Annotated in this window: 16 protein-coding genes; 3 read left to right on the top strand and 13 right to left on the bottom strand. The window is 40.4% G+C overall.

Annotated features, from left to right (window positions below; genetic code table 11):
* Positions 1–161: 161 nt before the first annotated feature.
* The 6 genes from bshC to RSX31_RS02490 form a co-directional block, all read right to left on the bottom strand.
* Entirely contained in the window at positions 162–1,781 is a 1,620-nt protein-coding gene (bshC, locus tag RSX31_RS02515) for a bacillithiol biosynthesis cysteine-adding enzyme BshC (protein ID WP_315633128.1), read from the bottom strand.
* Between the two features lie 90 nt (positions 1,782–1,871).
* Positions 1,872–2,258, bottom strand: a complete 387-nt coding sequence (locus RSX31_RS02510; protein ID WP_148968654.1) for a DUF3397 domain-containing protein — start codon at positions 2,256–2,258, stop codon at positions 1,872–1,874.
* Between the two features lies 1 nt (position 2,259).
* The gene (locus RSX31_RS02505) at positions 2,260–3,156 is read right to left on the bottom strand and encodes a 2-dehydropantoate 2-reductase (protein WP_148993542.1); all 897 of its coding nucleotides are present in this window, start codon (positions 3,154–3,156) and stop codon (positions 2,260–2,262) included.
* 138 nt (positions 3,157–3,294) lie between these two features.
* Positions 3,295–4,836, bottom strand: a complete 1,542-nt coding sequence (locus tag RSX31_RS02500; protein ID WP_315633126.1) for an acyl-CoA carboxylase subunit beta — start codon at positions 4,834–4,836, stop codon at positions 3,295–3,297.
* An 85-nt stretch (positions 4,837–4,921) separates the two neighbouring features.
* Positions 4,922–5,137: a biotin/lipoyl-binding carrier protein gene (locus RSX31_RS02495; protein WP_148968651.1), complete on the bottom strand. Its 216-nt coding sequence runs from the start codon at positions 5,135–5,137 to the stop codon at positions 4,922–4,924.
* A 76-nt stretch (positions 5,138–5,213) separates the two neighbouring features.
* Positions 5,214–6,563: an acetyl-CoA carboxylase biotin carboxylase subunit gene (locus RSX31_RS02490; RefSeq protein WP_315633123.1), complete on the bottom strand. Its 1,350-nt coding sequence runs from the start codon at positions 6,561–6,563 to the stop codon at positions 5,214–5,216.
* A 230-nt stretch (positions 6,564–6,793) separates the two neighbouring features.
* Here RSX31_RS02490 and RSX31_RS02485 point away from each other — a divergent pair, with 230 nt between their 5' ends.
* Entirely contained in the window at positions 6,794–7,270 is a 477-nt protein-coding gene (locus RSX31_RS02485; RefSeq protein WP_148968649.1) for an N-acetyltransferase, read from the top strand.
* A gap of 363 nt (positions 7,271–7,633) precedes the next feature.
* On the opposite strand, the gene RSX31_RS02480 is transcribed toward RSX31_RS02485, so the two are convergent.
* The 4 genes from RSX31_RS02480 to RSX31_RS02465 form a co-directional block, all read right to left on the bottom strand.
* Positions 7,634–8,257 carry an RsfA family transcriptional regulator gene (locus tag RSX31_RS02480; protein ID WP_148993539.1) on the bottom strand — a complete coding sequence of 208 codons (624 nt, stop codon included), beginning with the start codon at positions 8,255–8,257 and terminating at the stop codon, positions 7,634–7,636.
* Positions 8,258–8,389: 132 nt separating this feature from the next.
* Positions 8,390–9,148, bottom strand: coding sequence for an enoyl-CoA hydratase/isomerase family protein (locus RSX31_RS02475; RefSeq protein ID WP_315633120.1), 759 nt, complete (start codon positions 9,146–9,148; stop codon positions 8,390–8,392).
* A gap of 133 nt (positions 9,149–9,281) precedes the next feature.
* The gene (gene rpmF / locus RSX31_RS02470; protein ID WP_044337494.1) at positions 9,282–9,455 is read right to left on the bottom strand and encodes a 50S ribosomal protein L32; all 174 of its coding nucleotides are present in this window, start codon (positions 9,453–9,455) and stop codon (positions 9,282–9,284) included.
* Between the two features lie 64 nt (positions 9,456–9,519).
* Positions 9,520–10,062, bottom strand: a complete 543-nt coding sequence (locus tag RSX31_RS02465; RefSeq protein ID WP_148968646.1) for a YceD family protein — start codon at positions 10,060–10,062, stop codon at positions 9,520–9,522.
* Between the two features lie 239 nt (positions 10,063–10,301).
* On the opposite strand from RSX31_RS02465, the gene RSX31_RS02460 reads away from it, so the two are divergent.
* Entirely contained in the window at positions 10,302–11,513 is a 1,212-nt protein-coding gene (locus RSX31_RS02460; protein WP_315633115.1) for a nucleotidyltransferase, read from the top strand.
* 546 nt (positions 11,514–12,059) lie between these two features.
* On the opposite strand, the gene RSX31_RS02455 is transcribed toward RSX31_RS02460, so the two are convergent.
* Entirely contained in the window at positions 12,060–13,103 is a 1,044-nt protein-coding gene (locus RSX31_RS02455; RefSeq protein ID WP_315633113.1) for a SepM family pheromone-processing serine protease, read from the bottom strand.
* A gap of 5 nt (positions 13,104–13,108) precedes the next feature.
* On the bottom strand, positions 13,109–13,888 hold the full coding sequence (locus RSX31_RS02450; RefSeq protein ID WP_148993535.1) for a patatin-like phospholipase family protein: 780 nt from the start codon (positions 13,886–13,888) through the stop codon (positions 13,109–13,111).
* A gap of 177 nt (positions 13,889–14,065) precedes the next feature.
* Here RSX31_RS02450 and ylbJ point away from each other — a divergent pair, with 177 nt between their 5' ends.
* On the top strand, positions 14,066–15,280 hold the full coding sequence (ylbJ, locus tag RSX31_RS02445) for a sporulation integral membrane protein YlbJ (protein ID WP_148993534.1): 1,215 nt from the start codon (positions 14,066–14,068) through the stop codon (positions 15,278–15,280).
* 95 nt (positions 15,281–15,375) lie between these two features.
* Here ylbJ and coaD read toward each other — a convergent pair whose 3' ends face one another.
* Positions 15,376–15,873, bottom strand: coding sequence for a pantetheine-phosphate adenylyltransferase (gene coaD, locus RSX31_RS02440; protein WP_148968641.1), 498 nt, complete (start codon positions 15,871–15,873; stop codon positions 15,376–15,378).
* Positions 15,874–15,880: the final 7 nt, after the last annotated feature.

Genomic DNA, 15,880 nt, shown 5'->3' with positions numbered 1-15,880 from the left:
CTCTATTTTTCATTAGTGTTTTTCTCTCTTTTCCAGACAATTTTTCACAGGTGAAATTTGTCTTTATACAACGTAAAAAGGACCTAATTCGCAATATAAAGCGAATTAAGTCCTTTTATTTTTTTACTTGTCGAGACCATTAATGCTATACGAGCCTTCAATTAGATATATATCACTTTGTGAGTCCCATCGAATGTGAATTCAAGAAGTGTCAGGTCTTTTACAAAATCAGGTCCGTATTTGTTTAAGAAATAAAGGACATTCCACGTTCTTTCCTGCGGCCCTTCATTTGGTCTGATGCTGTTTTCCACCTTCATGAATTGATTAAAGGTTAATGAATTCTTATCCTTCAAGGCTTTGTCCACTTTGTTGCGCAGATAATCGAATTGACTCAGATGGAATTCAAGATTCTTATCAATGATCGGATGTAATCCTTGATCAATACTGACTGCCTTTTCGCGAATCTTTTCATATTTACGCTGCAGTTCTTCCTGGATTTCCTTCATTTCAAACTCTAAATCCGGGCGCTCGAGGGATTTCCAAAATGCATTACGAGACGTAGAAACTCCTTCTGTAATCACTCCATGCAGAGTCAATTGAAGATCTTGGATTCTCTTCTCTATTTCTCGTTCCACTATTGTTATATTTAACCTCGGGACAACCGGAGGCATCTTCAAGTCCACATATTCAAAGGCTTTTTTCAATTCACCCCAATAGGCAATTTCGCCAGGGCCGGCCACAAATGCGAGTGTTGGAAATAACCATTCTTGCATCATGGGTCTGGTGACAACATTATTACTGAATGATTCCGGACTTTCATCCAGTATGGATAGCAATTCAAGACTGGAATATGCTTTACCGCTATTCTTCTCAAAGAACTTATTCCCTTCTCTTTCTAACAAAGCACGTTCATCCTGAAGTTGGATAAAGAGATTGGCGGCTATAGGGGAAATATCCAATTGAGTTCCATACCCATTGTTCCGGATTTCTTCTTGTTGCTCAAGCACCTTATCTGTGATGGACTGACTGTTTTCTATCAAATGGTGAAAATGTCTTGATTCTAGTTTCCTCAATAGTGGATATGCAGAATCGATGACCAATAATCCGAAATCTTTGAATAAGCTCATTACAATATGGGCAAAGAAGCGAACAATATCCTCTTCTTCTTCAATCATTTTAGTAAGATCAGATGACAACTGATTTGTATGTTCTGTTTCTCCCAGCATCACTAATATGTCATGGAGCCATTTCTTCATTACTGTTTTATTATACGTAATATGAGAGGTCATTTTCTTTTCTACTACTCTCTCCGGATATCCGACCTTTTCAAGCTTTGATCCTTTTTCTACGTATATATGATTCACTTCTTGATAATCGTGATCTTCACCCGCAATCCAAAAAACAGGTACAACAGGATGCTTTAGTTCGGCTTCCTGTTGCCTGGCTAGTTGAATGACCGAAATGATTTTATGTATCGTGTAGAGTGGACCAGTCATTAGACCGGCCTGTTGCCCAGCGATGACAGTTACGGCATCGTTTCTCAATTTCCCCAACGATTCTTCTACCTTTTCAGATGACGGCAGTGACTCCATATATGAAGATATACATTCTGCAAGATCCTCTCTCTCAAACTGACGAGAAGCTAAATCTTTCATCCGATCAGAATAGACGGAAGAACTGTTTACGTTATAGTGAAAAAAAGAAGTGACTGGCTCTTCTTGTTTTAAATATTGAGAGGCGAACTTATTTATTGCTGGAATGTTTAAGCTTTCCACTTCCATTTGAATGACTCCTTTTCTAGCTCTTTATATCCTAACGATGAGTATATCATTCTACATTAAGAAAAGGAAAAAACTTGCCTGTTGTTTTTACTAATACAAATCAAGAATGCGGAGGATCAGTCCAGTGATCATTAATGTTATGTAAGCCGTAAAGAATAAGAGAAAGTTCAGTCGCCAGAAACCTCTCAGCACCTTAGGGTAGTGAATTTCCCCCTTTGCTTTCCAATACATGATGGCAAATAGGACTCCAATGGAGCAAATGATAAGGAAGATCAGCCATAGGTAAGAGGTTTGCCAAATGGCGATGACAATGAAGTGAACCGAGACGATTAATAGAAAGGTTGTTACATCTATGGCCAGATGGACGGCTTTCCTATGGTTCTTCATGATCTCTTTCGCTAGAATGAAACTGATGAAATACCCCAAAAATGGGATTAATACAAATATGGCAATGATGGTCGAAAAAATCGAAGCCATTTTATCCCCCCAGACCTTCTCTTTCAATTCCTTTAACTAATCTGTATACTACATTCATGGTGGGTACAAAATGGTGTTCTTTTTGTGCTTTTTCCAGAAGAACGCCTAATATAGACTCTATTTCTGTTTTCCTTACAGCTTCTATGTCTTTTAGCATGGAAGACCTATTTTGGTATGTATTTTTGCAAACTTCCTCCACCCCTTCAAAGGAAACAATCCTTTCCATATGAGGAAATAGGAGAAGCAGTTCTTGGAATAAGTCCCTCTGTAATTGATGCAGATGCGGGTTTTCAACCAGCTTTCCGTTCCTTACCCGTGCCAAAGCCGTCAGGGGGTTAATGAGTACATTGACGAATAACTTAGTTAGGAGCATTTCCTCAAATTCTTGTTTTAATAAAAATGGAAAAGAAGGAATACTCTGTGATACTAATTCTTCTACAACTCCCCATTCTCCTTTAATTAATGCAAGATTTGTCTTTGCTTCTCCCAAATGATGGAGTTCGTGGTCGTTTTCTTTCAGAGCGCCATGCTCTACGGAACCCGCCAGTATATTGTGGTGGGGCAAGGATTTCACCCAATCCAAATGCCCAATCCCATTCTGAAGAAATAATAGGGGTTGGTTCATATCCATCAGTACCAACACATTTTCAAGAGGTTTCAAATCATATTCCTTCACTGCCACAATGACGAAGTCAAACTTGATGGGAACTTCTGTAAGAAGATCTGAGTGGACTCGCGTTGTGAATGAAGAACCTCCTTTATGTACAGTTATTCCGTTCATTAACAGGCTCTGAACCTGCGCCTCTCTCCTTACAATAAGTGTGACATCAAACTTTTGGCCCAAATAACCCGCAAATAATAGCCCAACTGCTCCTCCTCCAACGATTCCTATTTTCATATTGACTCCTTACCCGTACATGTTTTTAAGAATAGTTTACCAAATTTTCGGCAACTAGAAAACCATAGGCTAAAAGAAGCATCCTTTACTCGAAAGAAAAGACCCGTCCCAAAGGAACGAGCCATACCTAACATTTATTTAAACAGGGTATACGGGATGTTTTCTTTCACTAAATTGAACTTCTTTGGTTTCATAAAGTTTATAACGTTGAATTAATACAGAACGCAACTCATTTGGTGCTGTAATTTCATCTACAATTAATTCCGATGCCAATTTATAAATATCGATATGTTCTTTATATTCCTTCTGTTTTTCTTGAACATATTGAATTCTCTCTTTTGGATCTTCGATAGCTTGTATCTTATTTGAATAAACCGCATTTACGGCTGCTTCAGGTCCCATTACAGCAATTTGGGCTGTAGGAAGGGCAATACAAACATCCGGATCAAAAGCTGGACCTGCCATTGCATATAGACCGGCACCGTATGCTTTTCTTACAATGACAGATATCTTCGTAACCGTTGCAGAACTCATGGCAGCTATCAACTTTGCTCCATGTCGAATGATCCCGGCTCTCTCCACTTTTGTCCCTATCATAAACCCGGGCACATCAGCCAGGAATAACAACGGAATATGGAAGGCATCACATAACTGTATGAATTTCGCTCCCTTGTCCGCAGAATCATGGAAAAGGACTCCTCCCTTTACCTTAGGCTGATTGGCAATGATCCCGACCACTTTACCATCCATGCGCCCGAAGCCAGTGATTAATTCAGGAGCGAAAAGTTTTTTCAATTCAAAGAAACTTCCTTCATCAATTAATGTATCGATGCAATCGTACATATTAAAAGGTGCATTTTGATGTTCCGGGATAATGTCTTCTAACAGCTTCTCATGCTTAGGAGCGAGACCTTCCTTAACGGCAGGCTTGTGCTGATAATTCGCCGGGAAATAGCTTAAATATCTCTTCGCTTCTTCAATCGCTTCCTCTTCAGATGCCGCAAGAAGATCTCCACATCCACTGACAGTGCAGTGCATTCTTGCACCACCCATTTCTTCAAGCGTTACTTTTTCACCGATCACTTTCTCTGCCATTCGAGGAGAACCAAGATACATAGATGCATTTCCATCAACCATGATCACTATGTCACAGAAAGCAGGGATATACGCTCCACCAGCTGCTGAAGGACCAAAAAGAACACAAATTTGCGGAACCATTCCTGACATTTTCACTTGATTGTGAAAGATCTTACCTGCCCCACGTCGATTAGGGAACATATCCAACTGATCGGTAATACGAGCTCCGGCTGAATCTACTAAATAATAGATTGGCACTTTTAAATTCAGCGCGGTTTCTTGTATCCGAATGATTTTCTCTACCGTTCTCGCTCCCCATGATCCTGCTTTAACTGTGGAATCATTGGCCATAACACAAACAGTCTGGCCTCCAACCTTTCCAATTGCCGTTACGACTCCGTCCGCAGGCAGATCTTCAGCCTTATTGTTTGCAAACATACCATCTTCTTGATAATCCCCATTATCAAATAATTGTTGAAGTCGATCACGAACAAACATCTTTTTCTGTTCTTTCAATTTCTCATGATATTTAGGCTGTCCACCCGAAGTAATCCTTTCTCTCGTTTGTTCGAGAGTGTTGATGATCGTTTTAGATGTCGACATAATATCCCCTCCGTCGTTTTATGTAAATGCGTAAACAAGTCAGAGATGAACACACCATCTCTGACTTAATGTCTGCATACTCGAGTTAACCTTCAATAACGAGTAATACATCCCCTTCATTGACAAAATCTCCTACATTCACTTTAATTTCAGAAACCTTACCTCCCGTTTCAGCTTCAACAGGAATTTCCATTTTCATCGATTCAAGCATTAAGACAGTATCTCCAACAGACACTTCCCCACCTTGTTCTACCAGTACATTTAAAACCGTTCCTGCCATTGATGATGTAATTTCCTTCATGATTGATTCCTCCAGTTTGTTCTCTTTTAGTTGAATTCTATATAGATACTAGCATGATGTCCTGCATTTATTGTTCTTACGTTTGGTTGGCCTTTAAAAAGTCCTGAAGCCATTTCGTTGTATAAGTTCCTTCAATAAAGCCTCTAACTTCAATGATATCCTTGAAGAGAGTGACATTTGTTTTAACTCCTTCAATGGTTACCCCTTCAAAGAAGACCTTGGCTTTATGTATCGCGTCCTCACGGTCATCTCCTTTGATGATGCATTTAGAAATCATCGGATCATAGAAAGGAGTGACTTTATTCCCTTCTTCATAACCGCTATCTATTCGAACATCATCCCCTTTACCCCATCGTAAGGTCGTTAGCTGACCTGGAGAAGGATAAAAAGTCTTTGGATCCTCAGCATATACCCTGAACTCAATTGCGTGACCGCTTACATGGATTTCCTCCTGTTTGCATAGAGGAAGAGGCTCACCAGAAGCTACCAAAAGCTGCCACTTCACTAAATCCAATCCTGTGATGGTTTCAGTGACCGGATGTTCCACTTGAAGTCTTGTATTCATTTCCAGAAAATAAAAATTCTCCTCATCATCAACGATGAACTCCACCGTTCCAGCATTCGTATAGTTAACTGCTTTACCAGCTTGGATGGCAGATGCGAACATTTTCTCTTTCGTTTCTTGAGAAAGGCCTGGGGAAGGTGATTCTTCTATCACTTTTTGGTTTCTTCTTTGCACTGAGCAATTACGTTCAAAAAGATGCACCAAATTTCCATGATGATCTCCAAAGATTTGTACTTCAACGTGTCTCGCATTTTCAATACATTTCTCGAGAAAGACTTCCTCTTTCCCAAAATAGGCTTTAGCCCGGTTTTTAGTAGAATCGAAGCTTTGAACGAGCGCTTGCTCATTTTCACAGCGAATCATACCGATCCCTCCGCCGCCACCGCTGGCTTTCAACATAACAGGATAACCGATTTCATTTGCTACACTCTTGGCAGCATCAAGGGATTCCACTCCTCCATCACTTCCAGGCACGACTGGTACGGACGCATCTTGCATAACCCTTCTAGCCTCTACCTTGTCACCCATCTTTTCGATGATATCATGAGCAGGTCCAATAAAGGTGATACCTTCTTCTGCAACTCTTCTGGCAAAGTCCGCATTTTCTGATAGGAGACCGTATCCGGGATGGATCCCATCCACTTTTTCCTTTTTCGCAACTTCGAGTATATTGTCCACTACCAGGTATGAGCGGTTCACTTGTGATTCACCTATGCGGTGAGCAATATCCGCTTCTTTAACAAAGGGCATATCCTGATCTGCATCGGAATAAACCGCGACTGTTTGAATGTTTAATTGTTTACAGGTTTTAATTATTCTTGAAGCAATTTCTCCCCTATTTGCAATTAGAATCTTCTGCACAATCTCTCCCCTTTCTTTATAGAACACATCTGTTCATATTACGAATTCTACAAAAATCGTCGAATTCCTTCTTCTTTATTGTAAACGTTTTCTTAATTAAGTGCAGAATTTTTTGTTTATTTGTTATATAATGATAATAAATACTTGCTTGATCACACGATCAACTGCAAACGGATACATGATTATCATGTTTTCCAGATTTATTTTTCAGCATTTTAGGAGGTCATACGATGGCAGTGAAAGTGGAGAAATTAAAAGTAAACTATAAAACTCTCGAAGAGTTTAAGAAATTTAAAGAATATGGTGTACAGGAATTATCCATGCTAGAAGACTTACAAGCAAACATCATTGAAAACGATAGTGAATCACCATTTTATGGAATTTACTTTGGCGATACGCTGGTTGCCAGAATGAGTTTGTACCAGCGCAATGCCCGATTTGATCAGTACTTCGATCCTCCCCAAAATTACTTGGAGCTATGGAAGCTTGAAGTATTACCAAAATATCAATACAAAAGCTATGGAAAAATGCTGGTAGAATTCGCAAAAAGCTTTGGTTTACCTATTAAAACAAATTCCCGTATCAAATCACAGGGATTCTGGGAGAAAATGGGCTTCGAAGCCGTAACATACGAAGTGGAAAGAGATTTAGGCGAAAATCCATACGTATGGTTCCCTGAAGGGGTTAAAGAACAGAAAATTAGTTAATGACTAAAGCGGAGGCGGCTCGACCAGAGGCGACAAGCATAAGACGAACCAGCCGGAAAGGCGTTCTTTGCCTTTTTGGCTGGTTTGACTTATGACCTCGAGCCTCTAGCCGCCGTAGCTGGATGAAAACTAAAGCGGAGGCGGCTCGACCAGAGGCGACAAGCATAAGGCGAACCAGCCGGAAAGGCGTTCTTTGCCTTTTTGGATGGTTCGACTTATGACCTCGAGCCTCTAGCCGCCGGAGCTGGATGAAAACTAAAGCGGAGGCGGCTCGTCCAGAGGCGACAAGCATACTAACCACCCTAATCACAAGTAATTAAAATAGGCTGGCTAAAGATATTCTTTAGTCAGCCCTTTTTCTCTTCATTTATTTAACCGCTGAAGGTTTCCGTTTTTATCCATTTGAAACTTAACCTTGTCTTCATTTCCTTGCAATAGAGCCATTTTCCTTGCTTTTTCAAAAATAGCTAATAATGATTTATGATCTTCTTCGAGGAGATTAAATTTTGCTTCGTATTCTTTCAACTCCTCTTCAACCTCTTGAAGCTTCTCTTTCAATAGAGAGATTTGTCCATGCAGCTGAGTATTTTCATTCCTTACTTTTTCTCCATTCCGAACAGCTTCCTCTGCTTTTTGAAGATAATTTATCATGCTTCCCATTGAAAACGCTTCCGGGGATTCAAGCTCCGAGGAACTCTCAACCTGCAGTTTCGGCACTTCCTGCTTTTCCTCGTTTACCTTAACGATAGGAGAATATTTCTTAGACTGCTTTCTTTGTTTTTTAGCCAGTTCGATTCCAGATTTATATTGTTTACGAACAAATGAGTTCCAGCGAAAGCCACAAGCTGCTGATGTTCTTGATAGTTTTCTTCCTACCTCTTCAAATGCCTGAAGCTGGGTACCGCCCTCTCGTATATGACGTAATACCACTTCCGCTAACAACACATCTTCATCTTGACTCCATGCATCCTGTCTATTCGAAGACATTTCCATCCCCCCTGTAAGATCCAGTTTATCCATACATATGCTCTTACTAGAGAAGATAGAATCTGCACCACTGTTTTTTTAAGCACACAAAAAGAAACAGGGAGTTCCCTGTTCCTTTTTGTTATGTTCCGCCTATTTCTTTAGAAATTCGTCCACAGCTTCGTGGTGTTCATCACTCGCCCAGAGCTTAGCACATTGTCTTATTTCCTTCATGATATTCTCTTCTACTCTTTTTTTATCCCATCTCTCAAGCAGCTGCTGCTTATATGCCTTCAATACCCCTTCTGATTTTAATGAGATCATTTTAATGAGGGGTATTTCATGGGTCGGCATAATGTCATCAACTAACTCATCTACGAACCCTATATCATGAAGGAATTCTGCTTCTTCTACCCTGGCTGTCATCAGGAGTGAAAGCGCATTTGACACTGAAATCCTCTCAAGAAGCAAGGTTCCCCCTCCCCAGCCAGTGGTGATGGCAAGATTCCCTTGAACGAACCCCATTTTCGCAGTTCTTTTAGCAATTCTAAAGTCACATGCCGTTGCGATTTCACATCCGCCGCCAATTGCCGTCCCATTGATGAAGGCGATCGTGGGCTTTGGGAGAAAGGCAAGCCTCGTGAGGAGTCCCCCCATTTTACTGAGCATTTCATAACTTTCACTCTCTGTCTTAAGATTATGAAATTGAGTTAAATCCCCTCCGGCACAAAATGCACGATCACCACTTCCCGTTATTAGGAGCGCTTTCACGTGATCATTATACATACACTCGTTCAAAGCTTTTTCAAGCCCCTCCATAATTTCATAACTAACTGCATTCCGTTTCTCGGGGCGGTTGATGATAAATTGCAGTATTCCTTCTTTGTTCATATGTATGATGTAGTCTCCCACTTTCAGACCCCTCCTGTCTTACTTATAGTGTATGGTTTTATGTATGGGATGAACAGATATTTTTTAAAAATGACAATAAAAAAAGCGTGAAGAGCCATGGCCTCTTTCACGCTTTTTTCGGGTGTAAACAATATTATTTGTTTACAACTTCTTTACCTTTATACGTTCCGCACTCTTTACAAACACGGTGTGCTAGTTTCATTTCACCACAGTTTGGGCATGCTACCATACCAGGTACACGTAGTTTGAAGTGTGTACGACGTTGTCTTTTTGCTGTTTTAGATGTTCTTCTAAAAGGTACTGCCATTCTTCCCACCTCCTTAAAAGAGATTAATACTCATTATGAAGCCAGTCGAACTGGTACTTCGCTTTTAAGATTTCTTGTTTTGATCAAGAAGTTTTGCTAAGTCAGCGAGACGAGGATCAACTTTCTTCTCTTCCTCTTGCTCGACTTGATAAGCTTGTTCTTCCGTTAGTACTTCCCAGTTCTTACCTGAAGGCATCTCATCTTGTTCTCTCGCTTCATCACTGATTACTTGCATCGGAATCTCAAGTAATAGTAATTCTCTAATAGCAGGTTTTAAATCAATAACATCACCTTGAATACGATGTACTTCCTCTTCCTCATACTGATCATAATCAGCTTCATTTAGAAGATACGTTTCAATCGTTTGAATGTCAACTGGTAAATCAACATCCACAAGGGTTCTTGAGCAAGGTAAAACTAACTTCCCTTCTATATGGAGATGGAAAGTGACGCGGTTTGAACCGATATCTGCCTTTCCGGACACTCGAATAGGTGAGACTTCTATAATTTGGGGATCGATTTCTTTCAATTCATCCAAATTAATCGTTTCGTCAATGGAAAGTCCCTTGTCTCTAAATTTTTGTAATTGTATTATTGACCATTTCAATGTAATCACCTCAAGGCAACAAAGGTAATTATAGCTTTCATAATACCGTTTGTCAATATTTTTTCTTTACACTCTTAACAACCATAGTGTTGTAATTATAACGTTTAAATATAAGGACTTTCAAATATTTTATAATATTAGTTATGATTATGTTATAAAAGGAGAGAATCTAAATCATTTCCTTATATAATGATCTATATAGGAGATAATTCTGACTTAGAAAGGATGTGGTGAATTTCATGAAAGCAACAGGAGTAGTAGTAGAGTACAATCCCTTTCATAATGGTCATTTACATCATTTAAGGGAAACGAGAATAGCATCTGGTGCTGATGTAGTGGTTGCGGTTATGAGTGGGCATTTTCTGCAGCGTGGAGAGCCTGCACTGGTATCTAAATGGGCCCGAACCAGAATGGCTCTAGAAGCAGGGGTTGACGTCGTGATTGAACTTCCCTATTGTTTTGCCACTCAGCATGCTGAAATTTTTTCGAGGGGAGCCATTTCACTCCTTGATTCCATAGGCTGTGAGAGTTTTTGTTTTGGCAGTGAGGATGGGGATATTGATACTTTCGAGAAAACGGTTCTGTTCATTGAAGCAAACCGGGAGCGATACAATACATATATAAGCAGGTTTATCCAGGATGGCATGAGTTATCCTTCCGCTCTTGCTAAAGCATTCCAAACATTAGGGAACGGAGACTCCGTTATCGATTTAAGTAAGCCGAATAATATACTGGGGTTTCATTATATGGAAGCGAGAAACCAGATTCACTCGACACTAAAAGCGTACACCATTACAAGGGAAGCTGCCGGGTACCATGATCAACACTTCTCTTCTCCTTCAATTGCAAGTGCGACAAGCATAAGGAAAAGTATATTCAGCAGCGAAGGTGATCATAAGATTGATTCTTATCTCCCGTCGACATCCGTTTCTCAGTTAACTCAGTATCAACTAGAGTATGGGGGATTCCATCGTTGGGAAAATTATTGGACGATTCTACAGTATAAGCTTCTTTCATCGTCCAGAGAGGAACTGAAGGATATATATGAAATAGAAGAAGGGATAGAAAATCGGATGATGGAGTGTGTTAAAACCTCGACTTCATTTGAAGAATTCATGACGAAGCTTAAAACAAAGCGCTATACATGGACACGCCTTCAACGAATGCTCCTTCACATTCTAACGAATACCCGCAAGGAAGAAATGCGTTCCAGACACATCTCTCCCAGCTATATCCGCCTGCTTGGAATGAATAAAACGGGAAGGGAATTTATCCATTCTAAGAAAAAAGAAATGCCCTTGCCTTTAATCAGTAAACTTTCAAGTGCTAATCAAAGCGAGATAGAATTAGATGTCAGAGCAGCTGAAATATTTTCATTAGGATTAAAAAATGCCGCAGCCCGAAAAAAATTGCTTCATCAGGAGTGGTCCCAACCGCCTGTGATCATATAAAATAGAACGCTCTTTTCTCACTGCAAGGCTCTGTCAATTAGCGTGTGCTAGATGGTGAGGGAACTGCTCCGCTTGCAGCTAGCGTTCGGCCGAGCCTCCTCAGCTTAGCCGAACGGGGTCTCGGCACGCCCAAAATCCGCCGGAGTCTGCGCAGTTCCCCTCACCATCTTTAACAGTATTTTCATGACAGAGCTTCAAAGTGTGTAAGAAAACAGTGTAACTAGAAAAAAATAATTCTTCTTCCTTAAAAGGAAATTCAATCTCTACTTACCTTAAATGAAATTGTTTGCTAAAATTCTTGTTTTAATTGTTTTCCATTAAGGATTCATGCTCAGAAAGTTGATCCTCGCTGCAGGATGCTCGACTCCTGCGGGAATAGCTGGACAGGTGAGACCCCGGAGGCGCAGCCGAGGAGGCTCACCGCCAGCCCAGCGGAAAGCGAGCATCCTGGAGCGGAAATCAACTATTACTTTCTCCTCTACAATAGCAACAAACTTTACGAAAAGAGCCAAATAGAAAGAGGCTGACCTAAGACAGCCTCTTTGACTATTTGGCTAATGTTTGTAAAAATGCTAATGCTTCATCAAAGCTTTTCACTGGTATTACTTTCATATCAGTACCAATGTCTTCAGCTGTTCTTTTGGCAGCAGTATAGTTCGATTCAAGTTCAGGATACTTTTCTTTCATTTCTTTTGTAACGTTTTCATCTGGAGCAAGGAAATATTCTGCACCTGTTTTGTCAGCAGCAATGACCTTCTGCTCTATACCGCCAATGCGTCCAACTTCCCCGCTTTCGGAAATCGTCCCGGTCCCCGCAATAGAATGACCCTTCGTAATGTCATCCTTCGTTAGTTGATTATAAATCTCCAAGCTAAACATCAATCCTGCGGAAGGGCCACCAATCTCTTCAGTATCCAGTTTCACCGGCGGGTCGGTTTTGATTTCTTTATCGTCACTTAGCGTAATTCCAAGACCTACTTTATCGGGCATATCAGGGAAAGCCTCCAAGGAAATCGTTTCCACCATTTCTTCCTTATCCCGAACGTAGGTAATCTTCACACTATCCCCACTTTTTTTCTTGCTCACATATTCAATGAATTCCTCTGATGATTGAATTGTATTCCCATCAACGGCTGTAATGCGATCACCAGGCATTAACACTTCTTCTGCCGGCATAGATGGGTAAATATTTAATACATATATACCTTTATAGGTGTATTTATAGAATTTACCCGCTTTTTTAAAGGCCACTTCAATGGCATGGTTTTGAGAGTCAGCCATTAGGTGCAGTTGACGAAGATTATACTCCTCGTCACTTTCATGTGGGCTTCTAATTTCCTCAACCGGAAAGATATATTCGTATTTTTTTAAGCTTGCCATAAGATAGGCATAGATATTTGCCCTTCCCATCCTGACGGTTGTAAGCATTAATTCACCTTCGTCCTCATAGCCATTCTTCACTTCTACGATCGGATCCAGTTCATGGGCTCCTCCCGGCTTCGTTACATAGAAGGGAAGATAATAAAAGGATGTAGCAACCATGATAATGGTCATGATGACTAAGGTTCTGATTAATGTTTTCGTTTTCATGCTCATTACTCCTTCCAATCATCTAAAGCTTTCTGTATAGAAGGAATAACCTTCTTCGCCTCTTCCTCCCCCATATCGATAATTTCATCAATATTCTTAAAGGCTCTGGTGCTATACATTTGTACATGGGGTCTGATCATAAAGTCAGATGCAAATTCACGATGTGCGACGATTTCTAATTGAAGGATATCGATGCTTTGCATAATCACATCATAAATCGTTGTGATTTCAGCATTCCTTTTCACATGAGATACATCGACTCCAATGACAATGTCAGCACCCATCTCTTTTACAACCGAAACAGGTACCCGGTCAATGACTCCTCCGTCCACGAGTAAGCGGCCGTTTATTCTTTCAGGCACAAATATACCCGGGATCGCAATACTTGCCCGGACCGCACTTGAGATAGGGCCGGTCGTAAACACCACTTTTTCACCATTTGTAATATCTGTGGCAACGACACTTATGGGAATTTTTAAATCTTCAATATTTTTATTATGTGTAAAAAGCTGAATGAATTCTTTTATCCTTTTACCCGAAATAAAGCCCATCTTCGGAACGGTAAAGTCTAAATAGTATTTTCTTCTGAAGGTTGTGGAAAGCTTGTAGAGGTCTTCCATCTTATGCCCTACCCCATAAAAACAGCCCACAAGAGCACCCATACTGCTGCCTGCAATCATATCTATAGGTATCTTTGCATCATCAAATGCCTTTAACACCCCTAAATGCGCAAATCCTCTTGCCCCACCCGAGCCGAGGGCTAATCCAATCTTGGGTCTGTCCATGCCCTTCCCCCTTTTGCCGAGTTATCGGTACATTTCATCATATGGTCTATTTCAATTATGTATGAGTATATTGAATAATATGAGGACAAGTTGAATTAATCCCATTTTATCATTCTTTTCCCAATTCACAAGGAATTGATATAGAAGGAACTAATTTCATAAGAGGGGGAAGTCCGGTTGTTCAAATCGAAAATCAAAACCTTGGCTTTATCGATGAGCGTGACTATATTTGCGGCATCTCTCATCATAATGCCGGGAGAATCTCTTGAGGCCTCCATTCGGGGATTAGATATGTGGTGGGAGATCGTTTTCCCCTCGTTATTGCCATTTTTCATCGTGTCTGAAATGTTGATTGGTTTTGGTGTAGTCAGATTTATCGGGGTCATGCTGGAACCCTTGATGCGGCCATTATTCCGGGTCCCTGGAGTCGGAGGATTTGTGTGGGCAATGGGAATGGCATCAGGATTTCCATCTGGAGCCAAACTGACGGCCCGTCTGAGGCAGGAAGAACAAATCACGAAATTGGAAGCGGAACGTCTTGTTTCCTTCACGAACTCTTCCAATCCTTTATTCATATTTGGAGCTGTGTCGGTTGGGTTCTTTCAGAATGCTACCCTCGGAATTGTTTTAGCTGCCGCTCATTATATTGGAAACATCTGTGTAGGTGTCGTCATGAGATTCTATGGTGGAAAAGATAAGGAAGAATTGAGAAATCAGTCATCCGGAAAAAAAGGCTTTATCATTCGTGAAGCCTTTTCTGCTCTTCATCACACAAGACTGCAAGATAAGCGCCCTATAGGGAAACTCTTAGGAGATGCTGTCACCTCTTCCATTCAAACCTTACTGATGATCGGTGGTTTCATTATCCTATTTTCGGTCATTAATAAAATGCTTTATCATCTGCATATTACGACCTTTGTTGCAGAAGGGTTGTCAACTCTATTTATTCTGCTCCAATTACCAGAGCAATTAAGCATTCCATTTATTTCAGGCTTGTTTGAAATCACGTTAGGCGGCAAGCTGACAAGTGGAGTAAATGAAGCTACTCTGCTTCAGCAAGCCATTATTACAAGTTTTATATTGGGGTTCAGCGGGTTCAGTGTCCAAGCACAAGTTGCGAGCATATTGGCAGAAACCGACATTCGGTTCAAGCCCTTCTTCTATGCCCGATTTATTCACGGAATAGCCGCTTCCGTCACGACCATCATCATTTGGAAACCGATATACGAGAGATTTTCCGATGAGCAGCTCTCCAATGCCATACCTGTATTCGCAATGAAAAATAATGCATTCTGGACGGAAATACTGTATTGGTTTAAGACAGCAGGTCCAGTGATCACGATATTCAGTTTGATTCTCTATATCGTATTATATGTAAGAAGACAAGCATAAAAATAAAGAATGGGTTGATCCCATTGCCTACGACAATATACTTCTCACAAAATGAGAAATGTAAAGTCTGCACACTTGGATCAACCCTGTATTCATTATTGGGGCTTATTTAATTCATTATATTTTTCCTTTAACGATTCTTCCACTCGTTTCGGCACTAATTCAGATATGTTGCCTCCATACTTAGCCACTTCTTTTACTATACTCGAGCTCAAGAAAGAATATTGATTATTCGTCATAATGAAGAACGTCTCGATATCATCTTCTAAAACCCTGTTCATTGACGTAATCTGCATTTCATATTCAAAGTCTGATACCGCACGCAACCCTCTAATGATTGCTTTCGCATTCACTTTTTTTGCGTAATCAACTAAGAGTCCTTGAAAAGAATCGACAACCACATTAGGAATGTCCCCGGTAACTTCACGAATCAATTCAATTCTTTCCTCTACAGAGAATAGTGGTTTTTTAGAAGAGTTATTTAAGACCACCACATAAATTTGATCAAAAACTTTCGCACCCCGTGTAATAATATCTAAATGTCCATATGTAATGGGATCAAAACTACCCGGACAAACTGCAATGCTCGTCATTATAATA

The sequence above is a fragment of the Rossellomorea yichunensis genome, assembly GCF_032337515.1.
GTDB lineage: Bacteria > Bacillota > Bacilli > Bacillales > Bacillaceae_B > Rossellomorea > Rossellomorea yichunensis.
This window is presented reverse-complemented; position numbering and strand designations above follow the sequence as displayed.